We start from the raw sequence: 25,458 nt of genomic DNA, 5'->3' as shown, positions 1-25,458 counted from the left end.
CTGTGACGTTGCGCGGACACCACGTGATGCTGCATGACCTTCGTCAACGGGTTGCCAGCCGTATCTGCGCTGCGTACGCGATGCGGAGCGCACGGCGGGTCAGGCGGACCAGGTAGGCGGGCGGTGGGTCCTGCCCGATGGCGGCGAGGACGTGGTCGTGGTGGAGGGAGAGCAGGACGGCGCGGCCGAGCCGGTGCAGGGGGCGGGGGAACCAGCGGTGGTTGAACTGGTGGATGAGGGCTTCGGCGCTGCGTCCTCCGGCGGGGGTTGGGCGGTACCACTGGGGGGATTGTTCGTAGTCGCGGAGGGCCTGCTGCATGCCGCTCCAGGTGGTGGGCAGGTTGCGGATGTTCATACGGGCGGCGATGGCGCGCCAGTGCTGGACCTGGGCGGCTTTCTCCCTGTCGGTGAAGGCGTCGATGTCGGCGAGGGTGAGGATCTCGTCGGACAGAAGAGTGAACAGTGCGATGCCGTGAACGTACGTTTCGTGGGAGAAGGGGTAGCTGCGGGCGTAGTGGTCGTGCATGCGCTGGACCCGGTCGATCGAGGCGGCGGCCTGCGGGCTTGCCGCGCCGTGCCGGACCCAGTGCTGGAAGTAGGCGATCGTGTCGTCGGCGCGGGCTTGTCCGCTGTGGTGGATCTTTCCGGTGCCGGCGCGGTCGACGGCGGCTGCCCCCTCGACCTCGCCGACGATCCGCATCAGGCCCAGGGTGTAGAGCAGGTGACTGGTGAAGGCTGCTCCGACCGGCGGGGTCATCCGCCGAGCGATGCCACGCATGATGCGCGCGTCACCTTCTGCGCTCTCGTGCCGGTAATCGGGCTCCTGTGGCAGCGGTTGTGACACGGGATCCTCCTGCTCGGGTGATCAAGGGCGGGTCGGGTGGCGGCCGCCGAGGCTGACGGACGCTCCCGCTCGATGGTGCGAAGGAGTCCGAACCGCCGCCTTGGGCGCATTCCGGCCCCCGTCGGTGCACGTCCGGGGGCCTGGGCGGGCTGGGCAGGGCGGGTGGTGTCAGGTGGTGAAGGTCTGGTGGCCGAGGACGCGGAGGAATTCCAGGCGTTCGGCGGCGTCGGTGCCGGGCTGGGGCCGGTAGAGGAAGAGGCGGTTGCCGGTGCTGGGGCTCAGGACGACGTCGCATTGCAGGTCGAGGCGGCCGACGTGCGGGTGGAGGAGGGTCTTGCGGGCGGAGCGGACGGTGGCGACCTCGCCCAGTTCCCAGATGGCGGAGAACTCCTCGCTGCGCTCGAGCAGGTCGTTGACGAGTTGCTCGCCGACTGGGTGGGGGCCGTGGCGGAAGACGGCCGCGCGCAGGTCGGCGACGATGACGCGGCCGAGTGATGCGTGGTCCTCCTGTGGGTACAGACCGCGGCCTGTGGGGTGGGTGAACCAGAGCCAGGCGCCGTTGCCCTCCCGGCCCGGACGGTTGGCCAGCGGTCCCAGCAGGGCGACGGCCGCGGCGTTCTGCACGATCACCGTGCCGAGCTCGTCGACGATCTGCGCGGGGGTGTCGGTGAGGGCGTCGACGATGTGCATCAGCCCGGGGTCGGCGTAGCCGTCGGCGGAGTGGTGTTGCGGGGGCTGGTAGCCGGCGACGGCGTAGAGGTGGTCGCGTTCGTCGGTGGACAGGCGCAGGGCGCGGGCGAGGGAGCCGATCAGGGCTTCGGAGGGGTTGACTCCGCGTGCCTGTTCGAGGCGTTCGTAGTAGTCGGTGGAGATGTTCGCCAGTATGGCCACTTCCTCGCGGCGCAGGCCGGGGGTGCGGCGACGTCCGCCGGGGACGAGGCCGACGTCGGCGGGGCGCAGGGCCTCGCGGCGGGCGCGCAGGAAGCGGCCCAGCTCTCGGCGGTCGGTCATCTTCGGTGCTCCCTGGCGGTACGGCGGGCACTGCGAGCGGATCGGGGCGAGGCCGGCTCGCAGTCGCTGACATGAATAGCTTGATATGTCCGCCTCCGGTTATCCACGTACTGCCGGACCGACGATAAACGCACCGTGGATACCTCTTCGTGCCTGCAGCAGGCTGGGAGACAGCCGCTGGGAGACCTCCTCCCGGGCCGGTGTTTTCGCACGTAGACGGTGCTTTGCAGCCGTCGAGCACTGCTGAGGAGCTTCATCCCATGGCCAAGTGGACCAGCGCCCGTATCCCCGACCAGAAGGGCCGGACGGCTGTCGTGACCGGGGCCAACAGCGGTCTGGGTTTCCAGACGGCCCGCGAGCTGGCCCGCCACGGCGCCCACGTCGTGATGACCGCCCGGGACCGTAGCCGCGGCACCGCCGCCGTGGAGCGGCTCCTGGCCGAGCAGCCGAGGGCGAGCGTCGAGCTGCGCCTGCTGGACCTGTCCGACCTGGACTCGGTGGCCGCCTTCGCACAGCAGATCGTGGACGACGGCCTGCCGGTGGACGTCCTGGTGAACAACGCGGGCGTCATGTGGCCCCCGCACCGGCTCACGCCGCAGGGATACGAGCTGCAGTTCGCCACCAACCACCTCGGCCACTTCGCGCTCACCGGCCTGCTGCTGGGCCGGCTGGAGAAGTCCGCCGCCCAGGGTCGCGACGCCCGCGTGGTGACGGTCAGCTCTGTCGAGCACCGCGGCGGCACCATCTTCTTCGACGACCTGCACGGCGAACGCGGCTACGCCCCGCGCGCCTACTACTCCCAGTCCAAGCTCGCCAACGCCCTGTTCGGCCTGGAACTCGACCGGCGGCTGCGCGCGGCCGGATCGACGGTGACCAGCGTCCTGGCCCATCCGGGCTACGCCAGCACCAACCTGCAGTCCAGTGGCCCGACCGGCTTCCTGCGGTTCTTCTTCTCCAAGATCGCCAATCCGCTGATGGCCCAGCCCGTCGAGAAGGGCGCCTGGAACCAGCTCTACGCGGCCACCGCTGCCGGGGTGAAGGGCGGCCAGTTCATCGGCCCGGACGGCTTCGGCGAGTACCGGGGCCACCCCGCCGTCGTCCGGCCCGACAAGGCCGCCCAGGACCTGGACGTCGCCCGTCGCCTGTGGGTGGTCTCCGAGCAGCTCACCCAGGTCCACTACCCCTCCCACTGACCACTGCCCGACACCATCACGTCCATCGACGAAGACGTCCGAAAGGCACCACAGATGAGCATGCACAAGCGCGTCCTCGGCCGCCAGGGCCTGACCACCTCCGCCCTGGGGCTGGGCACGATGGGGATGACGATGTTCTACGGCCCCAGCAACCGCGAGGAGAACATCACCACCATCCGCCGCGCGTTCGACCTGGGGGTGACCCTGTTCGACACCGCCGAGGTCTACGGTGGCGGCACCGGATCGAACGAGCGGCTGCTCGGTGAGGCCGTCAAGGGCTTCCGCGACGAGGTGGTGCTGGCCACCAAGTTCGGCTATGACCTCGCCAACCCCGGCGGTCTCGACAGCCGGCCCGACAACATCCGCAAGGTCGCCGACAACAGCCTGCGCTACCTCGGCACCGATCACATCGACGTCCTCTACCAGCACCGCGTCGACCCGGACGTGCCGATCGAGGAGGTCGCCGGGACGGTGAAGGAGCTGATCGAGGCGGGCAAGGTCCGCTACCTGGGTCTGTCCGAGGCCGGCCCCGAGACCATCCGCCGCGCCCACGCCGTGCAGCCGGTCTCGGTCCTGCAGACCGAGTACTCCGTCTTCGAGCGGCACGTCGAGGACACCGTCCTGCCGGTCGTGCGCGAGCTCGGGATCGGGTTCGTGCCTTATGCCCCGCTGGGACGCGGGTTCCTCACCGGAGCGATGAGGCCGGCCGACCAGTACACCGCGGACGACTGGCGCCGCCTCGACCCGCGCTGGCAGAGCGAGAACTTCGACGCCAACGCCCAAGCCGTCGCCGCCCTCACCGAGCTTGCCTCGTCCAAGGGCATCACCACCGCCCAACTCGCCCTTGCCTGGCTGCTCGCGCAGGGCGACGACATCGTCCCCATCCCCGGCACGCGCAGCCCCGAGCGCCTGGCGGAGAACACCGGCGCCACCGGCGTCACGCTCACCGGCCACGACCTCGCCCGGATCAAGGAGATCCTGCCGAACGGCGCCTTCGGCGACCGCTACGCGGCCCCCTTCATGCCCAAGGGCTGACACCGACCCCGACCCGCCTAGCCGACGAGGGGCTCTTCCTCTTCGAGTTGGCGGGCGGTGTCGTGGACGAGGGTGCGGAACCAGCGGTGGCCGGTGTCGTGGGTGTGGACGGGGTGCCACCACAGGGCCTCGTTGATCGGCCCGGCGTCGAAGGGGCAGGGGAGCACGCGCAGGGTCGGCGGGAGGGGTACGGCCCTGGTCAGGCGTCGCTGGATGACGGCGACGCGGTCGGTTCCGGCCACGTACAGGGGCAGGGCCAGGAAGCTGTCGGTGACGGCTTCGGGCTTGAGCTGGAGGCCGCTTTCGGCGAGGCGGTGCAGCATGAAGCGGGAGTCGCGCGGCTCGAACTGCCCCAGCACCCACCGCAGTTCACCGATGTCATCCGCACCGGGTGCGGCGAGGGTGAGGGGGTGGTGCTGGTCGGCGATGACGACCCACTCGTCGGCGAAGAGAGCCAGGCTCGGCAGTCCGCTCACGCCGCTGTCCCGGGGCGCGATCAGCCCGTCCGCCGCGGAGGCGCCGGTTTCACTGTGCATGGCTTCGGGGGTGCCGAACTGGCGGAACCGCAGCCGGGCGTGCGGTGCCTGTTCCTGGAAGGTGGTCAGGAGCCGGGGGCCGAGGACGGCCATGGCGTAGTCGGAGACGTGGAGGGTGAACTCCCGCTCGGTGGCGGCGGGGTCGAAGTGGGCTTTGGTGGTGAAGAGCCGGTCGGAGAGCTGAAGGACGCTGCCGGTCTGTTCCTGCAGTTGCCGCGCGAGCGGGGTGAGGCGGTAGCGGTTGCCCTCGCGTACGAGCAGGTCGTCGCCGAAGTGCCGGCGCAGGCGCGCGAGCATGGCGCTGGCCGCGGGCTGGCTGACCCCGATCCGCTCGGCCGCGCGGCTGACGTGCCGTTCTTCGAGCAGGGCCTGCAGGGCGACGAGCAGGTTCAGATCAGGACGGGCCACAGTCCCATACTATCAGCCAGCCTGATGGACCTATGCGGATCATTGATTTCCTTTATGCCTGGTGCGGCATAAGACTCGATGGCATGAACCATCCCGAACCGAGCCTCGCGCTCACCAACGCTCTGCTGATCGACGGCACCGGCGGACCCGTGATCGGCGGCGCGACCGTCGTCGTCTCCGGCGGCCGGATCGCCGCCGCCGGGACCGGCGCACCGGTCCCTCCCCACGCGACGGTGGTCGACCTGGAGGGCAAAGCGGTCCTTCCGGGGCTGATCGACGCCCATGTGCACCTGGGAGGACTGGGCTTTCGGAGCGCGCCGCCGTTCGGCGGCCGGGCCGCCACCGACGACTACGCCGCCGCTCGGGAAGGGGCCTTGCGGTACGGGGTCACCACCCAGCGCAGCCTGGGCGACTTCCTCCACGACAGCATCGCCGTGCGGGACGGCATCGAGAACGGCACCCTGGCCGGGGCCCGGGTCGTGACCAGCGGGCCGAGCTTCCAGGTCGAGGGCGGGCACCCCAACGCCACCGTCTGGGGCAGCGAGCCGGCAGCCGTACGGGAAGGCGCCCGCATGCCGAAGACGGCCGAAGAAGCGGAGCGCATGGTCGACGAGCTCGCCGCCGCGGGCGTCGACCTCGTCAAGATCATTATTTCGAACAACGCGATCTTCGGCCCGGCCCGCCCCGAACTGAAGATGCCCTGGCACCTCACCGAGGCCATCGCCGATGCCGCCCACGCCCGCGGGCTGCGGGTCGCCGCCCACACCGAGACCGTCGAGGACGCCAGGACGGCGGTCGAGCGCGGTGTCGACGACATCGAGCACCTGGTGCTGCGCGCGGAGGAACCGCAGGACGAGGCCGCCGCCGAGGCGCTGTTCGCCCTCATGGCCGACCGCGGCACCTACCTCGTACCCACCATGGTGGCCCACCAGTTCGAGGTGACCGCCGACGGGGACGCCCGCACCCTGCGCTACGGCAACCATCTGGTCCGCCGCGCCTACGAGGCGGGCGTACGGCTCGGGGTCGGCTCGGACGCGCACTCCCCGGGGCTGCACGGCTGGAAGCTGCGCGACGAGCTGGTGATGATGGTCCACGACCAGGGCATCCCGGCCCCCGCGGCCCTGTCCATGGCGACGAAGGCCAATGCCGAGCTGCTCGGCATCGCCGACCGCCTGGGCACCGTCGAGCCGGGCAAGATCGCCGACCTGCTGATCGTCTCCGGCAACCCGGCCCAGGACATCACCGCCATCGGCCGTGTCCACCAGGTGATCCGGAGCGGCCGAGTCGTCTTCGACGGCGAAGGAGCGTGACCACGTGACGAAGATCGACGTCCATCACCACTTCCTGCCCGACTTCTACCGCCAGGCGCTGATCGACAACGGGCACTCCCGCCCCGACGGCATCTGGGGCATCCCCGGCTGGGACGAGACCTCCGCCCTCCGGATGCTCGACGAGGCCGGGATCGCCAAGGCGTATCTGTCGATCTCCTCCCCCGGAGTCCACTTCGGCGACGCGGCCGCGGCCCGTGTTCTGGCCCGGCGGGTCAACGAGGAGGCCGCGCGGCTCGCGCGCGCCCACCCGGGCCGGTTCGGGTTCTTCGCCTCGACGCCGCTGCCCGACATCGACGGAGCCCTGGCGGAGATCTCGTACGCCTTCGACGAGCTCGGCGCCGACGGCGTGGTCTTCGAGACCAACTTCGACGGCCTCTACCTGGGTAACGAGCAGTTGGAGCCGGTCCATGTTGAACTCGGCCGCCGTAACGCCGTGTTGTTCCTGCACCCCACCAGCCCCGCCGCCCCCTGTACCGGGCATGCCCCGGCCCTGCCGTATCCGCAGCCCATGCTGGAGTTTCTCTTCGACACCACCCGGACGGTGACCGACATGGTGCTCTCCGGTGTACTGGAGCGTCACCCCGGCCTCCGCGTGATCGTCCCGCACGCCGGTGCGGTCCTGCCCGCCATCGCCTCGCGCGTCGACGTCATCGGCGCGCGCACGGCCGGCAAGGAACACCAGCAGCCGATGCGCAACGCCCTGCGCACGCTCCACTTCGACCTGGCGGGCATGCCCCTGCCCGAGATGCTGCCGGCGCTGCTGAACGTCGCCGACCCGGCCCGTCTCCACTACGGCAGCGACTGGCCCTTCACCCCGCTGCCGGAAGTCCTCGCCTGGGCCGGACGCCTCGAAGCGGCCACCACCGCCCTTGGTGAGGACGGCATGGCCAAGGCCCTGAGCACCAACACTGAGGCGCTCTTCAGCTGAACACCTGCTGTCTGCCGGCTGCGCGTGCAGCCGGCAGACAGCCCCGCACCGCGCAGTGAGCGCACGGGCGCCCTTTCACCGGCGGCGGTCACCGGCCGTCTTCTCGACGTGGTCGCCCATCACCTCGGCGAGGTGCTCCAGCGCCTGGAGCACCTCGGTGCGGGCGCCGCCCAGTGCCTGGAACATCTCGGCCTCCACCGTCAGGCGCCGGGGGAAGAGCGAGTCCATCAGGCGCTTGCCCTCCTCGGTGATGGTCACCAGCGACGCACGCCGGTCGGCCGGATTGGGCGCACGCTCGATCAGCCCCCGCCGCTCCAGCTTCGCCAGCGCCTTGCTCACCGCCGCCTGGGTCAGCCCCAGGTCCTCGGCGAGCCGGCGCGCGATCACCGGCTCCTCCTCGTACCGCAGCGGCACCAGGAAATCCAGCTCCTGCAACGTCAGCGGGGCGCCCTCGACGAGCGGCTCGACCGCGCGGTCCAGCAACGACGTGCACCGCTTGATGAGCGTCACGATCTCCATCGAGGACGTGTCCAGCCCAGGGTTGTTCGCCGCCCACTGGCCGCGGACCCTGCCCGAGTGCGCGTGCACCGGACCTCCAATTGCTTAACCAGTTATGTATTGGTTACGGTTTTTCTCATGGTATCCCCGACCCGAACCACAAACAGCACCCCCCGCACGGCCGCCCCAGCAGGCCGCAGCGCCGCCCTGATCGCCGTCCTCGGCGCCCTCAGCGCCGTGGCACCGCTGGCCACCGACATGTACGTGCCCGGCTTCCCCGCCATGGGAGCCGCCCTGCACGCGAGCAGCTCGGCGATCCAGCTGACCATGACCGCCTTCCTCGCCGGCCTGGTAGCCGGCCAGTTGGTCATCGGCCCCCTCAGCGACGCACTCGGCCGGCGCAAGCTCCTCATCGGCGGCACCGCCGCCTTCGCGGCCCTGTCCCTGGCCTGCGCCCTCGCCCCGAACGTCCAGACGCTCCTCGTCCTGCGCCTGCTCCAGGGCGTCGCGGCCGCCACCGGCATGGTCCTCGCCCGCGCCGTCCTCACCGACCGCTTCGACGGCCCCGAGGTCCCCCGCTACTTCGCCCTGCTCGCCCAGGTCCTGGGCATCGCCCCGGTGGCCGCCCCCGTCCTCGGCGGCGCCATCCTCAGCATGACCGCCTGGCGCGGCATCTTCGTCGCCCTCGCCCTGGCCGGCGCCCTGCTCACCGTGGCAGTGCTGGCCAAGGTCCCCGAGACCCTGCCCCCGCAGAACCGGCAGTCACAGGGACTGGCGAACACATTCCGCACCATGGGCGGCCTGTGCCGTCGACGCGCGTTCATGGGGTACGTCCTCGTCCTCGGCCTCACCTCGGCCGCGCTGTTCGCCTACATCAGCGGGTCCAGCTTCGTCTTCGAGCACCTGCACGGTGTCTCGTCCACGGCCTACTCCCTGATCTTCGCCACCAACGCCGTCGGCATGCTGATCGCGGGCTTCGCCTTCAGCAGGCTCTCCCGGAAGATCAGCCTCAACACCATGCTGACCACGGGCGTCGCCATATGCGGCCTCGGGGCGACCGGCCAGCTGGCCGTCCTCGGCACAGCGGGTGAAACCCTCGCGGGCACCTGGGCCGGCCTCTTCGTCACCCTCCTCGGCGTCGGACTGGTCTTCCCCGCCGCCACCACCCTCGGCCAGGCCCTCGGCCGCTCCGCCCCCGGAGCCGCCTCCGCCCTCCTCGGCGGACTCCAATTCCTCTTCGGCGCCCTCACCTCCCCTCTCGTCGGCCTCTTCGGCGAAACCAGCTCCACCCCCATGGCCCTCATCATGCTCGCCGCCGTCGCCCTCGCCGCACTCGCCCTGATCACCCTCGCCCGCCCCTGGCTCCGCCACGGCGAAACGCCCCCTGACAACTGACCCCCCACCCGGGCGGGAGCCCACGTTGCCTTCCCTCCGGTCTCCGCGGTGGCCGGAGAGAACCCGAATGGTGAGCGGCCACCTATCCCGCCACACATCGGCCAACCACGGATCCACGCTGCCGCCCGATGTACGGAGAAGCGAAAGCGGCCAAGTCCTGGCGCACGGTGTCCAGTCGCCCGGTCAGCTCCTGCGCGGAGGACGCCTTGGCGCCGCCGGTGTCCATGAGGGTCAGCAGCGGGCCGTTGAGACCGGGGCCGAACTTCTTGGTGATGGTGTCGTAGGTCTCGCGCTGGGTGGTGGACTTCGCCGCGCTGCCGTTGTCGGGCAGCGCCAGTTACAGGTCGCGGGCAGGCCAGGCCGCGGCCAAGAGCCCGGCCGTCACCAGCACGAGAACGCGCGCTGGCCCCCTGAGTCCAAACTCGTCGCGAGAATCGCGGACCCGAGGTGGCCATTACGTCGCTCGGGCTAGGCCCCGTTACTGCAGCCTCAACGCACCTCGTCGGCTCCCGCCCCTCACTCCTATTCGAAGCCTGCGACCAAAATGAGGTGCTGCCCCTCGACACGGACGCCGTCGTCGCGCAAGGAGCGGGGATACGAGGCGTGAAGGTTCTCGACCCACGCCACCAAAGCTGCAGCTCAGAGCCTCCATAGCCCATCGCATCTCGGCGCCTTCACGCCAGGAAGCCGCGCATTACGCTCGGTGCCAACTACCCCTCTTTTATGCCAACTAAGAATCCTCGTCACATCAGGTTAGCGGCGCACCCGCGGCATCCCCAGGCCGATCCAGGAGATGATTTCCCGCTGGATCTCGTTGTTGCCGCCGCCGAAGGTGAAGATGACGGCGGCGCGGTAGGCGCGTTCGAGTTCGCCGTGGAGGGCAGCCCCGGCGGACCCCTCCTTGAGGGGGCCCGCGGCGGCGAGGACCTCCATGAGCCAGGCGCAGGCGTCGCGGCGGGTCTCGGAGCCGTAGACCTTGACGGCGGAGGCGTCCTGCGGGGTGAGGGCGGAGCGCTGCAGGGCGTCGACCATCTGCCAGTTGAGGAGCTTCATCGCCTCCAGGCGCAGATGGGTGCGGGCGAGCCGGGCCCGGACCCAGCCGAGGTCGATGACGCGGCGGCCGTCGGCGAGCTTGGTGGCGGCGGCCCAGTCGCGGACGTCGCGCAGGGCGCCGGCGGCCGTGGTGCCGTGGGCGGCGAGGGTGACGCGCTCGTGGTTGAGCTGGGTGGTGATCATCCGCCAGCCCTGGTTCTCCTCGCCGACGCGGTTGCGGACGGGGACGCGCACGTTCTCGTAGTACCCGGCGGTGGTGCTGTGGGAGGCGAGGGTGTTGATGGTGGTGCAGGAGTAGCCGGGGGCGCTGGTCGGTACGAGGAGGAGGGTGATGCCCTTGTGCGGCGGTGTGCCGTCGGTGACGGGGGTGGTGCGGACGGCCAGCCAGATCCAGTCGGCGCTGTCGCCGTTGGTGGTCCAGATCTTCTGGCCGTTGACCACGTAGTCGTCGCCGTCGCGCACGGCGCGCGTGGTGAGCGAGGCGAGGTCCGTGCCGGCGCCGGGCTCGCTGTAGCCGATGGCGAAGTCCAGCTCGCCGGCGAGGATCCGGGGCAGGAAGTACGCCTTCTGCTCGGCGGTGCCGAACTGCATGAGGGTGGGGCCGACGGTGTTGAGCGCCATCAGGGGCAGCGGCACACCGGCCTGCGCGGCCTCGTCGAAGAAGATGAACTGTTCCATCGGGGTCCGGCCGCTGCCGCCGTACTCGGCGGGCCAGCCCACCCCGAGGCGGCCGTCCGCGCCGAGGCGGCGGATCGTGGCGCGGTAGAAGCGCTTCTGCTCGGCGGGGTCGTCGTGGCGGGCCGGGTCCCGGCCGGAGACCAGGCCCGCGAAGTAGTCGCGCAGCTCGGCGCGGAAGCGCTGCTGTTCCGGGGTGTACTCGAGGTCCACGGCCCCTCCAGGGTCTCGCCCGCGCCGACGGCGCACACCGTAGAACGTGTTCCAGGAATTCGGAAGGTACGGGGAGAGACGGGGAGCGGGAGGGGGAGGCGGGGCCGGAAAGGGGACGGGGACCCCGCCGGGCTTCGTCAGCCCTGCGAGGTCCCCGGTGTCCGGTGGCCGCGGCCCCGCGTCAGCGGCCCGCGTGGCGGCGGTGGCGGCCGCCGGCGGCCGCGCCGCCTCCCCCGCCCCGGCGCCGGCTCTGCGGCACGGGACGGGTGTGGCCGTGGTGGCCGCCGTGCTCCGCGGCCTCCAGCTCGGCGAGCTCCTGGTCCAGGCCGAAGCGCTCCAGCAGCGGGATGCGGTAGAGCCGCGGCAGCAGCCAGGCGTGCCAGACGCCGGTGACGAAGACGATCGCGGACGAGGCGATCAGGACCGACCCGAAGGTGTCCGTCGGGTAGTGGGCGCCGACGTACATCCGGGAGAAGGCGACGAGCAGCACGGCGAAGACGCCGAGGACGGCCACGGTGCGGCGGTGGCGGGACTCCCGGAGGAGGAAGCACGCGGCGATGACGACGGCGACCGTGAAGGCCGTGTGACCGCTGGGGAAGCTGTTGGAGCCGATCTCGGGGTCCAGCATGAACTGCCTCGGCGGCCGGGCCCTGGCCACGATGGCCTTCGCGAGCTGCGTGCTGTTCCAGCCGACCGCGACGACGAGGAAGGTGGCGACCGCCGTCACCGGCCGGCGCCGTACGAACAGCAGCCAGCCGCTCCAGGCCGCGAGGATCAGGACGCCGGCGATCGGGGATGCCAGCGCGCTGACGCCTTCCATGACCGTGTTCAGCCACTCGGTGCGGAAGGTGGTCTGGATCGTGCGGTCCAGCTGCAGGTCGTGCGGCTGGATGAGGTCGGTGTGCGCGGCGACCAGGCCCAGCACGATCGCGGCAGCGAACAGCAGGACGGAGTTGCGCAACCAGTGGCGCACGTACGGCATGGGTGGGGCGTCCTTTGTATCGGTAGGGCGGTACCGGCACGGCAGTACACGCGAAGGTGATGACCGCCTGCCGCAGGGGGAAACGGCACGGCTGTACGGCAAAGCTACACGCGCCTCACCCGCTCCCCGCGTGGGCGCCCGCCGCAGGCCTCCGGGCGCCCGCCGCCCACCAGGACCGGAGCACCCTGTGTGGGGAGGCTGCGCCTGTCGGTGACCCCGCGGGCACGTGGGCAGGGGTCCAGTCGCCGCGTCCGGGCCGGCGCCGGGCGACGGGATTCAGCCGATCGTGGGGCGGGCGCCCCGGGACCGGACCCGTCGCGCTTGACGTCACAGCCCGCTCCCTGGTTCCGCTGCCGCGGATTCTGTGCGGTATCTCAAACGCAGCATTCCGCTTCCCGGTGGCCGGATCCCGCTCCGTGCCCACAAGCCCCTTCAACCCCGGGCGTCTTGGCGGAGTCCTGCCCCGTGTCCGAACACACGGCCGGAACAGAGGAGCTGCACGCCATGAACGCACGCACCGTCCACAGAGCGCTGGCAGGGGCGCTGGCCGTCGCCGCCGTCACCGGGGTGGCCCTCACCGCCCCCGCAGCGGCCGCCCCCGCCACCCCGGGGCACGACCGGCACGCCGCCACCCGCAGCGCCATGGAGTCCCAGGTCAAGGCCGGCATACCCGGCGTCCTGGGCCGGGCCCGGGACGGTCACGACACCTGGCAGGGGTCCTCGGGGGTCGCCGACCTCACCACCGGGCGGCAGCGCCTGCCGCAGGACCGTTTCCGCATCGGCAGCGTCAGCAAGGTCTTCACCTCCGTCGTCCTCCTCCAGCTGGAGGCCGAGGGGCGGCTCGGCCTGGACGACTCCGTCGACCACTGGCTGCCGGGCGTGGTGCAGGGCAATGGTCACGACGGGCGGAAGATCACCGTCCGGCAGCTGCTCAACCACACCAGCGGGATCTACAACTACACCGCGGACCCGGAGTTCCAGAAGCTGCTCGGCCCCGGCTTCCCGGAGCACCGCTTCGAGACCCACACCCCGGCCGAGCTCGTGAAGATCGCGACGGCGCACGCGCCGGACTTCCGGCCGGGCAAGGGCTGGAACTACTCCAACACCAACTACATCCTCGCCGGCATGATCGTCGAGAAGGTGACGGGACGCCCGTACGCCACCGAGATCACCCGGCGCATCATCAAGCCGCTGGGCCTGCGCGCCACCACCCTCCCGGGCACGTCGCCGAAGATGCCGGACCCGCACGGCACGGCCTACACGGGGATGGGCGCCGGGAGCGGGAGCCCGAAGCCCTTCGACGCCACCGAGCTGAACCCGTCCTGGGGCTGGGCCGCCGGCGAGATCATCTCCACCACCGGTGATCTCAACCGCTTCTACGGGGCCCTGATCGGCGGGAAGCTGCTGCCCGAGGCGCAGCAGCGCGAGCTGCAGACCACCGTCTCCACCGGCAAGCAGATGCCCGGTGCCCGCTACGGCCTCGGTGTCGCCGAGATGCCGCTGTCGTGCGGCGTGACCGTGTGGTCGCACACCGGCGGCATCCACGGCTCCCTCACCGTGGCCGCCTCCACGGCCGACGGCAAGCACACCGCCGCGTTCAACCTGAACGGCGACTGGGCCGGCAACCTCTCCGCACTGGTCGAGGCCGAGTACTGCGGCAAGGCGCCGTCCGGAGGCCCCGCCGCCCTGACGCCCGACCTCTCGCCGCAGAAGGTGATGACGCTGCGCTGACCCGCCGGCACCTCTTCCGGTAGCGGGGACGTACGACTGCGGCCCGCGGCTGTTACCGGCCGCGGGCCGTGGTGCGTGTGCGGCGGCGGTCGTCCGGCCGCCGCCGCGGGGCGGGGTCAGCCCTGGCAGATCCCGCGGGCGTAGTCGAAGGTCGCGGTCGCCTGCGAGTACTTCCACTGCGGGGCCAGCAGCTCCGCGTCGAGCTGCCGGGCGGCGTCCGGGCTCTCGACCACGTAGCCGAAGTCCTGCAGCCAGGACGGGTAGAGGTTCTTCGAGCCGATGTAGAAGGCCGAACCGTCCACCGAGACCAGCTTGTGGTGCTGGGCGTAGGGCTTGCCGTCCGCCCACGTGGCGCTGTCCGAGCTGCGGGCGGTCGCGAGCTGCAGGTTGCCGCACATGGCGGTCTTCGCGCCCTGCGGGCCACCGGTGATCAGCGCGAGGCGGTTGCGCAGGACGTCGCTGATCTCGTTCAGCGACTTGATCTGCGAGTAGCCGCCGCTGCCGACGGCGCCACGGTTGGCGGGGTCGCTGACGACGATGCGCACCTTGACGCCGGCGGCCAGCTTCGCCGCGAGCGCGTCGTACAGCCGGACGTCGTAGCGCGGCAGCGGCGGGCAGGTGGCGTTCAGGTCCTGCTGGGAGATCTCGACGTGGCTGCGCGCACTGGCGACGAGCGCGCGCAGGGCGCTCTCCTCAGGGTTGACCGTGTCGTAGTCGCGGTCGGCGTTGGTGTTGTCGTGCAGGCCCACGACGCACTTGGTGTCGGTCGCCGCCGGCAGGTCCGGCCGGAAGGACGAGGAGGGGTCGGAGTCCTTGATGCCGACGCCGAGGCCGCCGACGGCGATCACGGGGACGTTCCCGGTGGCCGGGGCGGGCTCCGGGTTGGCGTCCTTCTCCATCGTGGGCATGCAGCCGGCGCCGGGGGACGCGGCGAACCACACGCTCGCGACGTTGCTCTTGTTCGCGCAGGTCCAGCTCCACAGCTGGTCCAGGTAGCGGCCCGCGGAGCCGGCGGCGGGGCCGGTCAGGGCGAGGTCGACGTCGGACACCGGGTGGGTGGTGTCGACGTAGTCGCCCTTCCAGCTGTTGATGCCGCCGGTGACCGCCGACCGGCCGTCCACGACCAGGAGCTTGGAGTGGTTCCAGGAGAACGCGGTCTTGGAGGTGGTCATCGACGCGACGTTGAGCTCGATGCCGTCGGCGGCCTTGCCGAGCTTGCCGCGCAGGTCGTCGCGGTACTTCGAGGGCAGCACGGTCATGTGGTAGACCGGCGCCGCCCCGACGAGGACGCGGACCTTCGGCTTGTTGCCCTTCTCCACCGACTGCTTGAGGCCCGCGACGATCGCGTCCTGGAACGCGCCGTCGGGGAAGGGGGCGAGGGTGGAGATATCGACGGTGCGCGTGGCCTTCGCGATGTTCTCGGTCATCCTGGCCAGCAGCCGCCGGGTGCCCGGGCGGTCGGTGCAGCCGGGGTCTCCCCAGCAGGCGGGGGTCTGCAGGAGCCAGCCGGCGGGGTCGCCGGGAGGGGCGTCCAGGGCGTTGCCCGCGGTGCGCTCCCAGACGTGGCCTTCGAGGCCGGGCGAGACCTGGCGGAGGGCCTGCTCGACGGCGTCGAGGTGCGGGGTGGCGGACGAGCCGGCGGCGTCGGCGGAGGCCGGGGTCGCGGGGAGCGCGGCGAGGACGGCGGCGGAGACGGCCGCGGAGCCTGCGACGCGGGACATACGGGATAAGCGGCGGAGCCGGTGACGAGCCAATGTGCTTCCTTCTCGGGGGTGCGGTGATGACCAGGTGATCATGAAGTGATCACCCGGTGAAGCTACCAGCCGACCGGAAGGAACCGTTCAGGAGGAGCAGCTGCTGCCACCGCCGCAGCTGGAGCTCGAACTGGAGCAGGAGGAGGAGCTGGAGCAGGAGGAACCGGAGGAGCAGCTGGAGTGGCCCGAGTGATGGGAGCCACTGGAGCAGCTGGATGCTCCGGAGCAGCTGTATCCGCCGTAGGAGGAGTACGAGGAAGAAGCGGCGGTCCGTGAGGACTTCGACGTCCTCGCAGGGGCCGGGCGCTTCGCGGACGTGTGCGTGCCGGGCTTCGATCGCGCCGCCAGCCCGAGCTGGTGCACGTACGGCTGGTCCAGCCCGGGCCCGCCCGTGCCGTGCACGGCGACGACGCCCGCGACGCCCTCCGGGTGCGCGTCGGCCGCATGGACGCTCCAGGGGCCGGACTTCCCGGTGCGGTCGGTGAACTCCCGGCCGCGCGTCGTGACCCCGGGGGGCTTCGGGCCGCCCGGCCCGTACGCGATGCGCAGCTTGATGCCGGCCGCGAGGAGGACGAGCCCCACCATCGGCACCGGGTAGGACGCGGGCAGGCCGAGCAGCCCCAGGGCGATGGTGCCTCCGATGACCAGGCCCGCCACCTGCGCCTCCGCGGCCCGCCGCCACTTCTCCACCGCGGCGCCGGACAGCATCAGCCCGTGGTTGACGAGCGAGCTCCGGACGGCGTCCACGGCCGCGTCGAACTGCAGTGAGACGCGGAGCCGGTACAGCGAGGTGCCCCAGTCGGGACCGCAGCGGGCCAGCAAGGCGCGCTCCACGGCGTTGTACGCAAGGGCCCGCTCCACCCTGAGCCTGCCGGCGCCGTCGACGGAGACCCGCCCGTCCTCGCACATGCGGGTGATGGCCGTGTCCGCCACACGGATCGGGCCGCCCCTCATGTACGCGACTTCGAGGAGGCCCGGTTCACCCGGCGCGGGCGGCGGGTCGGCGAGCGTGCGGCGGCGGGTGACGGTCAGCCAGGCCGCGGGGGCCAGGAAGGCGAGGAACATCGTGAGGGAGAGCGCGACGATGCCGGCGGTCATAGGTCGGTTGCCTTTCGGGTCACGCGTGAGCGCAGGGTGTGCCAGGCCGAGGCGAGGCGGGTGGCCGCGGGGCGGGCCGGTGCGGCCGGCGTCAGCCACGCCGCGAGGCGCTCCCGCTGCCCGGGGTCCGCGAGGGCGCCGTCGGTCTCCAGGAGTTGTGCGGCGAAGTCGTGGGCGTCCTGGCGGTAGCCGTGGTGCATGGGGCGGCCGCGGGCGTAGGCGAGGAACAGCCGCCGGAAGTCCGCCCCGAGGGTCGCGGGCAGCTCCGGCGCGACCTTGGCCACGACGTCGGCGCGCTTGCCGAGCAGTGCCCGGCGCTGGGTTTCCAGCCGCCCGGCGTCGTGGCCGGGCGGCGGTGGTGCGCCGGCGACGAGCGACGCCAGCAGGACGTGCTGGGCCCGTGCGAGGCGCTGCCGGGCGGCGTCGGTCGTGGGGTCAGACACCGGATCCCGCCTTCTGCCGGGCCGCCGGGGCGGGACGGCGCGCCCGGTTCACCGTCGCCCTGATCACGTCCAGTTCCGCCGCGAGCTCTGCCGCCGGCGGGAAGTCGTCGTCCCGCTCCAGGAGGACGCCGGGGAGCGCCACGCGGGAGGACAGCTCGGCGAGGACGTCCAGGACGGGCCGGGTCACGGGGTGGGCGTGGGTGTCGTGCCACAGTCCGTCCCGTTCGGTCCCGCCGGCCACGTGCACGTAGGCGATGGCGTCGAGCGGGAGCTCGTCCAGCGCGGCCGACGGATCCTGGCCCAGGTTCACGTGGTTGGTGTGGAGGTTGGCGACGTCGACGAGCAGCCGGACGCCCGTCCGCTCGACGAGCTCGGCGAGGAACCGGCCTTCGGTGAGCTCTTCGCCGGGCCAGGTGATGAGGGCCGCGATGTTCTCCAGGGCGAGCGGTACGGGCAGCATGTCCTGCGCGATGCGGACGTTCTCGCAGAGGACGTCCAGGGCGTCGCGGGTGCGGGGCACGGGCAGCAGGTGCCCGGCCTCGGTGCGCGGAGCGCCGGTCAGCGGTCCCCCGGCCCGGACGAAGGCTATGTGCTCGGAGACGAGCGGCGAGCCGAGCGCTTCGGCGCGCTCGGCCAGCGCGGCGAGGCGGCCGAGGTCCGGCCGGTCCGCGCCGCCCAGGCCGAGGGAGACGCCGTGCGGGATCACGGTGGTGCCGCGCTCGCGCAGCCGCAGGAGCGGCTCGGGGAGATGACCGGGGCAGATGTTCTCGGCCACGACCTCGACCCAGTCGGCGCGGACCGGCCCGGCGAGGGCGCCGGCGATCTCCGGGCGCCAGCCGACCCCGGTTCCGAGCACGCCGGACACACCCGGCTCGTTCATGGTCTTTCCCCCGTCTTTCCCCGTACTCCCCCACGGCACCGAACATGTGCGCGCACAGGGCCTTTTCCCAGGGGAACACTTTACGAATCCTTTGGCGGCGGACCGGCCCCCGGCCGGGGCCTCGCGTACATCTCGCGTATGACGCGCCCCTTCCGTACCGGACCTCAGATGTACGGAACGCCGCCTCGTGGTCGGATTACTCCGGCGGTCCCGGGCCGTAGCTTCGTGATCATCAGTGGGGTGCTTCCCCCGGCCCTTCCTGTCGATCACGAAGTGAGGCAAACGATCATGTACGGCAAGGCATTCGCTCCCGAGTACCGGGGTTCCCTGGAAGACCTGTCGGTGAACGCCTCGCTCGAAGAGGTGCTGGCCAAGGCCGTGGAGCAGCGGCGGCGGGCCGAACGGGCGGGTTCCTCCCTGGACGCGGCGCACGCCGGGCTGGCCGTTGCCGAGGCGTGCCGCAGGCTCGGGCGGGTGGCGGAGGCCGAGCAGGCGTGGAAGGCGAGTTACCGCGCCGCGCGGGAGGCCGGCGACCGGGGGGCGATGGCGTGGGCGGTGTGGAGCGGCGGCACGCTCGCCCGGCAGCGCGGCGACCTGGCCCTGGCCCGGCGCTGGCTCGCGACGGCCGCCGGTCTCGCCGAGCAGGGCGGCGACGTCGTGGCCCGCGGCTACTCCCTGGCGGGCCTCGCCGAGACCGGTCGCATCCAGGGCGACTACGAGGCCGTCGGCGCCCTGCACGAGCAGCTGCTGGCGGAGGCGCGGCGCCGCGGCGAGGCCCGGCACACGGTGTGGGCGCTGGAGGGCATCGCGCAGATGCACCGCAACTCCGGCTCGTACGACACCGCGCTCGCGATGTTCGAGGAGGCGGCGGAGATAGCCGGGAAGGCCGACGACGCCCGCGGCCACGCGTGGGCGCTGCGCGGGATAGCCGACGTGCTGTCCGTACGGGGCGAGACGGGCCGGGCGCTGGAGCTGCTGTCGGAGGCGGAGGTGACGTGCCGGCGGATGAAGCTGGTCAGTGCCCTCGCCTACAACCACAAGATGCGGGGGAACGTGCTCTTCCGCGCGGGCCGTTACGCCGAGGCCGAGGAGTGCTACCGAGGGGCGCTGGCGGAGTTCGAGGAGATGGCGGAGCCGCGGGGGGCGGCGCTGGCCCGGCTGGGGCTGGTCAAGTCCCGGGCCCGGCTGGGGCGCGACCGCGCCGGGACCGCCGCAGAGCTGGACGACCTGCACCGTACGCTCGGCCGGATCGGCCTGCTGCACGCCCGGGAGATGGTCGAGGCGGCGCGGGCCGAGCTGGGGGTGGCGCCGGCCGGTGCCCGGCCGGCCGCCTGACCGTGCGCCCTTCTTCCGCGGCACACCCCACGACAGGAGAGAGAAGCCCCATGCCCATGCAGACCGGACTCCGCACCCCCGCGCCCGGGGCGATCGCCCGTGCACGGGAGCTGGCCGAGCCCGCGCTCAGAGCCGCCGTGGCGACGCTGCACCCGCTGCCGCGCCGGATGGCGGCGTTCTCGTTCGGCTGGTGCGAGGCCGACGGCACGCCGGGCGACTCCCCCGGGGGCAAGGGCGTCCGGCAGGCGTTCGCCCTGCTCGGCGCGGAAGCGGCGGGGGCGCCCGTCGGAGCCGCGGTGCAGGCGGCGGTGGCCGTCGAGCTGGTGCACACCTTCTCGCTCGTGCACGACGACATCATGGACGGGGACGAGCGGCGGCGGCACCGGGACGCGGCGTGGAAGGCGTTCGGCACGGGCCCGGCGGTCCTGACGGGCGACGCCCTGTTCGCGCTCGCGGTGCAGACGGTCGCCGGGGCCGGGGGCGGGCACGCCGGGCGGGCGGTGGCGCACCTCGCGGAATCCCTGGGCGAGCTGGTGCGCGGGCAGGCCGACGACCTGCTGTTCGAGAACCGGCCGTGGGCGGGCCCGGAGGCCGTCGGCCTGCCGGAGTACGAGGCGATGGCCGCCCGCAAGACCGGCGCCCTGCTCGGCTGCGCGCTGTCCCTGGGCCCGGTCCTGGCGGGCGCCCCCGCGCCGCAGGCGGACGCCCTCATGGAGGCCGGCCGACGGCTCGGGGTGGCGTTCCAGGCCGTGGACGACCTGCTGGGGATCTGGGGCGACCCGTACACGACGGGGAAGCCGGTGCACAGCGACCTCCTGCGGCGGAAGAAGACCCTGCCGGTGCTCGCCGCCGTCGCCCGGGGCGGCGGTGCGACCGGGCGCGAGCTGACCCGGCTGCTGGGCTCGGACGTCCCGCCGGACGCCGCGGCCGCGCAGCACGCGGCCGCTCTGGTCGAGGCGGCCGGCGGCCGGGACTTCGCCCTCGCCGAGGCGCACCGCCACGCCGCCGCCGCGCAGGAGTGCCTGCGCGGCGCGGGGCTCGCCGAGGACGCGGCCGGTGAACTCGCCGCGCTCTCCGCGTATCTGCTGGAGCGGCGCCTGTAGCGGCCCGGGCTACCGGCCCGAGGACGACGGAGCCGGGGACGACGCAGCCGGCTCGCAGGTGACGTCCCGGGCGGGCAGCTCTCCCGACAGGAGGTACGTGTCCACGGCCGCGTCGGCGCACGCGTTCCCGTTGAGGTACACGCCGTGGTCGCCGCCGGTGACCGTGACCAGGCGCGAGCCGCGCAGGGCCCGGTGGGCGCGCTGCGCGCCCTCGTAGTAGGTGGCCGGGTCGTGCAGGGAGTTGAGCATGAGGACGGGCGGCACGTCCTTGCCGGTGACCTTCACGCGCGGCGCCGGGGGCGTGGGCCAGGCCGCGCAGGCGGTGGTCAGCGCGAGCTCCCGGGCGCCGGCCAGGGGGTACTTGGCGGTGTCCTCGGCGCTGCGCCGGACCCAGTAGCCGGTGTCGCGGGTCCAGGGCGTGTCGGCGCAGGTCACGGAGAGGAACTCGGCGAAGAAGTTGGGCGCGAGGTAGGAGCCGAAGACGGTGTCGGCGGCCTGCCGTTCGGCGGGCGTGGCGCTGTCCCAGTGCTCCAGCGCGGCCAGGGCCGTCGCGAGTGCCGGGAAGCCCTGCCGCGAGTCGTAGATCGCCTGGATGGTGCCGCTGTCGAAGCGGTTGGGGTCGACGGTCTTCCCCTTGGTCTTGCCGCCGTCGAGGCCGAGGGGCCGGTCGTGCAGCGCGCTGCGGCGCCTCTCCCAGGTGGCCTTGGCCTCGGCGGCGGTCCGCCCGTAGTGGTAGGTGGCGTCGTTCTTCGCGAGCCAGGGCAGGAAGTCCTGCTCGAAGCGGCGCTGGAAGCTCTTGGGCTGGCCCTTCTCGAAGTCCTCCCAGGTCCCCTCGAAGGCGATGTTGCTGTCCAGGACGGCGCGTTCGAGGCGCTGGGGGAAGAGCGAGGCGTAGTAGGCGCCGACCATGGTGGCGTAGGAGGCCCCGTAGTAGGAGATCTTCCGCTCGCCGAGCAGGGAGCGGAGGAGGTCCATGTCGCGCACGGTCTGCTCGGTGGTGATGTACGGGAGGAGGTCGCCGTGCTTCTCGCCGCAGGCTTCGGCGAACTTGCGGGAGTTGGCGATCGTGCGCCGGACGGCTTCGGGCGAGCGGTCGCGGAAGTCCCCGGCGAAGAGGGCGTCGAGCTCTTCCTGGGTCTGGCACTGCAGCGGCGTGCTCTTGCCGACGCCCCGCTGGTCGAAGCTGACGATGTCGTAGGCGGCGCTTATGGAGGCCGCCTTCTTGGCGAGTGCCGCCGGCCGCTTGAGGCCGGAGCCGCCCGGGCCGCCGGCGGCCATCATCAGCACGCCGAGCCGCTGGGCCGGGCCGCTCGCGCGCACGCGCGACACGGCGATGGTGAGGTCCTTGCCCGCGTCCGGGTGGTGCCAGTCGCGCGGGACGGTCATCTCCGCGCACTCCAGGCCGGGCGCCACGTCGGGGCAGGGCTTCCAGTCCAGCTTCTGGGACGCGTACCGCTCGGGCACGGTCACCGCCGCGGGCGCCGCCGCGGCCGGCTGCGGCCGTGCGGTCACGGCTCCCGCCGGGACGGCACCGGCCGCGATCACCGCGGCCACGGCTGCCGACACGACGGAGGCGGCACAGACGGCCCGCCGCGACTTCCTGGACTCGAACATCGAAACCTCCTGGGCGTTGCTTGACGGTTCGATGTTCCCGGGCGGCGGGGCCGTGATCGATCCCTCTGCCATCCGTTCCGGGGGTGGTGCTGGTGCCACCCCCGGAACCCTTGGGAGCGCTCCTACTTCCGGAGCAGGCCGACCTCGGGGTACGCCGCGGACGGCCGGTCGAGCAGCGGGCCCGGGGTGCCGCGCAGGTGCCGGTCGAGGAAGGCGCCCACGTACGCCCGGGTGAGCGCGGTCGAGCGGGTGCCGTGCAGGCTGCCGTAGGCCTTCTTGACGTCGCCCGGCGGCATCTGCCCCGGCAGGCCGAAGCTGTCGACGAGCCAGGGGGCGTCGGTGAAGGTCATGTGGCCGCCCTCGGGGACGTCGAACCAGCGCTTCCAGCCCGTCAGGTGACCCCAGGCCTTGTCCCAGTCCTCCATGTGCTCGGCGTTGCCGGCGCGCTGCGCACCGACCAGCATCACGGGCTTGTTCACCGGGGCGGTGAGCTTCTGGGGAAAGTTGCCGTCGAGATTGACGGCGGCGTCCACGCGCGGGTCGTCCTGCAGGGCCCGCACCGCGCTCGCGCCCCCGACGGAGTGCCCCACGACGGCGATCCGGCGGGCGTCGACGGCGAGCGGGCTCCCGGGACCGGTCAGCCGGTCGAGCACGAACCGGAAGTCCGCGGCCCGGTTCGTTACGACGTCGGAGAGGTCGCGCTTCTCGCAGATCTCGCACGTCTCGATGCGCCCGCCGGGGAACTCCACCGGGGCTTCGTAGGTGTGGTCGACCGCGGCCACGGCGTACCCGCGGGACGCGAGGTCCTCGCCGAGCCCGGTGAGCGTTTCACGGGGCATCCCGAAGCCCGGTGACAGCACGACCAGCGGCCGCGCCCCGGGGGCCGGCCGGGCGCCGGTGGTGGCGTTGGTGCGCACGCCGGCCAGGTCCTCCTGGCCGAGCCACGCCTTGGACAGCGCCTTCGACATGTACGGGGCGTCCCGCTCCCCCCGGTGCCGGGCCGGGTACCAGAGCGTGACCATCAGCTCCCGCTTGCCGGCGGCGGGCTTCCAGGGGTCGTTGCGCGAGTCGTCGACGAGGCGCAGGGTCTTCGTGCCCACCGGCTCCTTGCCCGTGGGCGCCGGGACCTCGGCCGGAGCGCCGGCCTTCGTGCGTGCGGGCAGCTGTCCCGGCTGCTGTCCCGGGGCCTGTTGCGGTGTTGCCGCGGCGGCCGCGGCGGGGATCTGGGGAGCGGCACAGGCCATGAGGAGCGCGGCGGCCACGAAGGACCGCCGCGTCGTTTTCCGCGTTTTCCACTTCATGATCATTACGCTAATCCGGCCGGAAGGGTGCGGACGTCACCCTCAAGTCGGAGACGATCAGCCCTGCAGGGCCTCTTCGCGCGGTGCGGCGAATTCCTCGCCGCCGTCGCGGACGTCCTTCCTCCGGCGGTCCATCTCGCGCCATTCCGGGCGCAGTCCGGCCAGGTTGGTGGTGAGGAAGTACAGCGCACCGCTCGCCAGGAGGACGGGGACGAGCCCGGCGGAGGTGACGGCGAGCCCGGCGAGCAGGCCGCCGAGGGGGATGCCGGCCCAGGCGAGGGAGTCGCCGAGCGCCCGCACCCGGCCCAGGAGGCCGCGCGGCACGCGCTCGAAGGAGACGGCACCGAGGATGGGGTTGAGGAACCCGCCGCCGAAACCGCTCAGGGCGAACACCGTGAGCACCGCCCACAGCGGAGCGCCGCACGCGAGCACCACGAACTTCGGTGCGCCCGCGAGCAGGAAGCCCGCGAAGAACACGGGCCGGCGGCGCATCCGGTGGGCGAGCGCCGCGGCGATGAGGCTGCCGCAGACGGAAGCGATGCCCGAGGTGCTGCTCATGAGCCCGATGACGGCGGGTCCGCCGCCGGACCGCTCGGCCCAGACGGGCACGAGGACGGCCGCGAAGCCCGCTTCGATGAGGTTGGTGATGCCGACCATGACGATGACGGTGAGCAGCAGGGGTTCGCCGCGCAGGAAGGCGAAGCCCTCCCCGAAGCGGCGCCAGTAGCCCGCCGGTTCGCCCGCCGCGGAGCCGTCCGGTGACGTGTGGCCGTCACCGTCGCCGGGACGCACGGCGCCGCCCATGCCGCGGGGCAGGACGAGTGCGATGACGAGGGAGCCCAGGACGAAGGAGGCCGCGTTGACGACGAGGCCGGCCATGGGACCGAGGAGCGCCACGAGCGCGCCGCCGGCCGCCGGGCCGACGGTGGAGGCGAGGCGTTCGGTGACGCCGGACAGGCCGGTCGCCCGCTCCAGCGGGACCCTGCTGCGCTCGGCCGCCTCCGGGACCATGATCTCCTTGGCCAGGTCACCGGGCCCGCGCACGGCGCCGATCACCGCGACGAGGGTGAGCAGGAGCCAGAAGGGCAGCAGGCCGAAGGCGTGGAGCGCGGGGATCAGCGCGGCGGCCACGGCGCTGAGGGAGTCGGCCGACCACGAGATGACGCGCGGTCCGACCCGGTCCACCAGCGGGCCGGTGAACATCTTCACCAGCACGTACGGGGTCATCTCGCAGAAGGCGACGAGCCCGGTCTGCACGGCGCTGCCGGTGGTGACGAGGACGAACCAGGGCAGGGCGACCGCCGATACGCGCGTGCCGGTCACGGAGACGGCGGTTGCTGCGAGGACGCCGGCGAGGGGACGGATGCTGCGGGCGGGCGCGGGCGCGGGGTGCGGGGACTGCTGCTCGTCGCCGGCGGGTATCGGGCCGGCCGGGGAGGCGGAGGAGGTCATGCGGCGTCCTGCCCGTCCGCGGCCGGGTCGGGCAGGAGGTGCAGGACCAGCGAGACGCGTTCGGCGCCTGCGGGAGCGTCCGCACCGGGCCCGTCCTGCCGGTACCGCTCGATCACGGCCCGGAGTTCGCCGTCGAGCTCCACCGCCTCCTGCGGGGTGAGCCGGAGGATCCAGTCGCTCATGTCGAGCGCTTCGCGCCAGGGGCGCGGCAGGGCGGGGTAGGCGGCGACGGCGATCTGGGTGCGGAGGGCGTGGGCGGCGGCGACGCCCCGGACGAAGCCGAGCATGGCCTCGGGCTCCTGCTCGGCGAGGTCTTCGTCCTCGATCCGGGTGACCCGGTGGACGGCGCGCCACCAGCGCTCGCGGGCGTTGCCCAGTTCGGTGTCCTCGGCGACGAAGCCCGCCGAGGCGAGCTGCCGCAGGTGGTAGCTGGCGGCCCCCGAGACGATGCCGAGCCGCTCGGCGAGCCGGGTGGCGGTCGAGGGCCCGTACATCCGCAGCAGCCCGGTCAGCTGCACGCGTACGGGGTGGGCCAGGGCGCGCAGGCCCTTGGCGTCCAGGATCACATCGGTCATGGCCCCCACCGTAGAGATCACCAAGGGTCCTTTGCAAAGAAACCTTGGCGATCCGCCCCGGGGCCGGGGC

At 72.5% G+C, this 25,458-nt stretch carries 20 protein-coding genes and 1 pseudogene; 8 read left to right on the top strand and 13 right to left on the bottom strand.

Features of this window, described 5'->3' with window-relative positions:
- Nucleotides 1-43: 43 nt before the first annotated feature.
- Nucleotides 44-778 (bottom strand): hypothetical protein, encoded by a 735-nt coding sequence (locus ACFZCD_RS00870; protein WP_391826450.1) that lies wholly within the window; start codon nt 776-778, stop codon nt 44-46.
- Between the two features lie 234 nt (nt 779-1,012).
- Entirely contained in the window at nt 1,013-1,855 is an 843-nt protein-coding gene (locus ACFZCD_RS00865) for a helix-turn-helix transcriptional regulator (protein WP_391826448.1), read from the bottom strand.
- A gap of 260 nt (nt 1,856-2,115) precedes the next feature.
- Here ACFZCD_RS00865 and ACFZCD_RS00860 point away from each other — a divergent pair, with 260 nt between their 5' ends.
- Nucleotides 2,116-3,048 carry an oxidoreductase gene (locus tag ACFZCD_RS00860; protein WP_391826447.1) on the top strand — a complete coding sequence of 311 codons (933 nt, stop codon included), beginning with the start codon at nt 2,116-2,118 and terminating at the stop codon, nt 3,046-3,048.
- A gap of 60 nt (nt 3,049-3,108) precedes the next feature.
- Entirely contained in the window at nt 3,109-4,083 is a 975-nt protein-coding gene (locus ACFZCD_RS00855; RefSeq protein ID WP_391827904.1) for an aldo/keto reductase, read from the top strand.
- Between the two features lie 17 nt (nt 4,084-4,100).
- Here ACFZCD_RS00855 and ACFZCD_RS00850 read toward each other — a convergent pair whose 3' ends face one another.
- Nucleotides 4,101-5,027, bottom strand: coding sequence for a LysR family transcriptional regulator (locus ACFZCD_RS00850; RefSeq protein WP_391826445.1), 927 nt, complete (start codon nt 5,025-5,027; stop codon nt 4,101-4,103).
- 83 nt (nt 5,028-5,110) lie between these two features.
- Between ACFZCD_RS00850 and ACFZCD_RS00845 the strand changes: the two genes are divergently transcribed.
- Both ACFZCD_RS00845 and ACFZCD_RS00840 read left to right on the top strand, forming a co-directional pair.
- Nucleotides 5,111-6,337, top strand: coding sequence for an amidohydrolase family protein (locus ACFZCD_RS00845; protein WP_391826443.1), 1,227 nt, complete (start codon nt 5,111-5,113; stop codon nt 6,335-6,337).
- Between the two features lie 4 nt (nt 6,338-6,341).
- Nucleotides 6,342-7,286: an amidohydrolase family protein gene (locus ACFZCD_RS00840; protein ID WP_391826441.1), complete on the top strand. Its 945-nt coding sequence runs from the start codon at nt 6,342-6,344 to the stop codon at nt 7,284-7,286.
- Nucleotides 7,287-7,361: 75 nt separating this feature from the next.
- Here ACFZCD_RS00840 and ACFZCD_RS00835 read toward each other — a convergent pair whose 3' ends face one another.
- Nucleotides 7,362-7,874 carry a MarR family winged helix-turn-helix transcriptional regulator gene (locus ACFZCD_RS00835; RefSeq protein ID WP_391826439.1) on the bottom strand — a complete coding sequence of 171 codons (513 nt, stop codon included), beginning with the start codon at nt 7,872-7,874 and terminating at the stop codon, nt 7,362-7,364.
- Between the two features lie 48 nt (nt 7,875-7,922).
- Here ACFZCD_RS00835 and ACFZCD_RS00830 point away from each other — a divergent pair, with 48 nt between their 5' ends.
- Nucleotides 7,923-9,179 carry a multidrug effflux MFS transporter gene (locus ACFZCD_RS00830; protein WP_391826437.1) on the top strand — a complete coding sequence of 419 codons (1,257 nt, stop codon included), beginning with the start codon at nt 7,923-7,925 and terminating at the stop codon, nt 9,177-9,179.
- A 753-nt stretch (nt 9,180-9,932) separates the two neighbouring features.
- On the opposite strand, the gene ACFZCD_RS00825 is transcribed toward ACFZCD_RS00830, so the two are convergent.
- Nucleotides 9,933-11,120: an acyl-CoA dehydrogenase family protein gene (locus tag ACFZCD_RS00825; protein WP_391826435.1), complete on the bottom strand. Its 1,188-nt coding sequence runs from the start codon at nt 11,118-11,120 to the stop codon at nt 9,933-9,935.
- Nucleotides 11,121-11,301: 181 nt separating this feature from the next.
- Nucleotides 11,302-12,102 (bottom strand): phosphatase PAP2 family protein, encoded by an 801-nt coding sequence (locus ACFZCD_RS00820; RefSeq protein WP_391826433.1) that lies wholly within the window; start codon nt 12,100-12,102, stop codon nt 11,302-11,304.
- A gap of 504 nt (nt 12,103-12,606) precedes the next feature.
- Between ACFZCD_RS00820 and ACFZCD_RS00815 the strand changes: the two genes are divergently transcribed.
- On the top strand, nt 12,607-13,833 hold the full coding sequence (locus ACFZCD_RS00815) for a serine hydrolase domain-containing protein (protein WP_391826431.1): 1,227 nt from the start codon (nt 12,607-12,609) through the stop codon (nt 13,831-13,833).
- 116 nt (nt 13,834-13,949) lie between these two features.
- Here the strand turns inward: ACFZCD_RS00815 and ACFZCD_RS00810 are convergent, their stop codons facing one another.
- From ACFZCD_RS00810 to ACFZCD_RS00800, 3 genes and pseudogenes are all read right to left on the bottom strand, one after another.
- On the bottom strand, nt 13,950-15,554 hold the full coding sequence (locus tag ACFZCD_RS00810) for a phospholipase D-like domain-containing protein (RefSeq protein WP_391826429.1): 1,605 nt from the start codon (nt 15,552-15,554) through the stop codon (nt 13,950-13,952).
- Between the two features lie 120 nt (nt 15,555-15,674).
- Nucleotides 15,675-16,685, bottom strand: a complete 1,011-nt coding sequence (locus ACFZCD_RS00805; protein ID WP_391826427.1) for a TIGR04222 domain-containing membrane protein — start codon at nt 16,683-16,685, stop codon at nt 15,675-15,677.
- A pseudogene (locus tag ACFZCD_RS00800) lies at nt 16,682-18,008 on the bottom strand (DUF692 domain-containing protein). The gene ACFZCD_RS00805 and the pseudogene ACFZCD_RS00800 overlap by 4 nt, the downstream one beginning before the upstream one ends.
- A 288-nt stretch (nt 18,009-18,296) precedes the next feature.
- Between ACFZCD_RS00800 and ACFZCD_RS00795 the strand changes: the two are divergent.
- Nucleotides 18,297-19,343: a tetratricopeptide repeat protein gene (locus ACFZCD_RS00795; protein WP_391826425.1), complete on the top strand. Its 1,047-nt coding sequence runs from the start codon at nt 18,297-18,299 to the stop codon at nt 19,341-19,343.
- Nucleotides 19,344-19,393: 50 nt separating this feature from the next.
- Nucleotides 19,394-20,446: a polyprenyl synthetase family protein gene (locus tag ACFZCD_RS00790; protein WP_391826423.1), complete on the top strand. Its 1,053-nt coding sequence runs from the start codon at nt 19,394-19,396 to the stop codon at nt 20,444-20,446.
- 9 nt (nt 20,447-20,455) lie between these two features.
- On the opposite strand, the gene ACFZCD_RS00785 is transcribed toward ACFZCD_RS00790, so the two are convergent.
- The 4 genes from ACFZCD_RS00785 to ACFZCD_RS00770 all read right to left on the bottom strand — a co-directional run bounded on the left by ACFZCD_RS00785 (nt 20,456) and on the right by ACFZCD_RS00770 (nt 25,388).
- The gene (locus tag ACFZCD_RS00785) at nt 20,456-22,060 is read right to left on the bottom strand and encodes an alpha/beta hydrolase (protein WP_391826421.1); all 1,605 of its coding nucleotides are present in this window, start codon (nt 22,058-22,060) and stop codon (nt 20,456-20,458) included.
- Nucleotides 22,061-22,182: 122 nt separating this feature from the next.
- On the bottom strand, nt 22,183-23,361 hold the full coding sequence (locus ACFZCD_RS00780) for an alpha/beta hydrolase family protein (protein WP_391826420.1): 1,179 nt from the start codon (nt 23,359-23,361) through the stop codon (nt 22,183-22,185).
- 57 nt (nt 23,362-23,418) lie between these two features.
- The gene (locus ACFZCD_RS00775) at nt 23,419-24,813 is read right to left on the bottom strand and encodes an MFS transporter (RefSeq protein WP_391826418.1); all 1,395 of its coding nucleotides are present in this window, start codon (nt 24,811-24,813) and stop codon (nt 23,419-23,421) included.
- Nucleotides 24,810-25,388, bottom strand: coding sequence for a helix-turn-helix domain-containing protein (locus ACFZCD_RS00770; RefSeq protein WP_391826416.1), 579 nt, complete (start codon nt 25,386-25,388; stop codon nt 24,810-24,812). The genes ACFZCD_RS00775 and ACFZCD_RS00770 overlap by 4 nt, the downstream gene beginning before the upstream one ends.
- Nucleotides 25,389-25,458 lie beyond the last annotated feature (70 nt).

This window comes from Streptomyces sp. NPDC008001, from assembly GCF_042958085.1.
GTDB lineage: Bacteria > Actinomycetota > Actinomycetes > Streptomycetales > Streptomycetaceae > Streptomyces.
The sequence above is the reverse complement of the archived record's forward strand: the minus strand, read 5'-3'. Positions and strand labels throughout refer to the sequence as shown.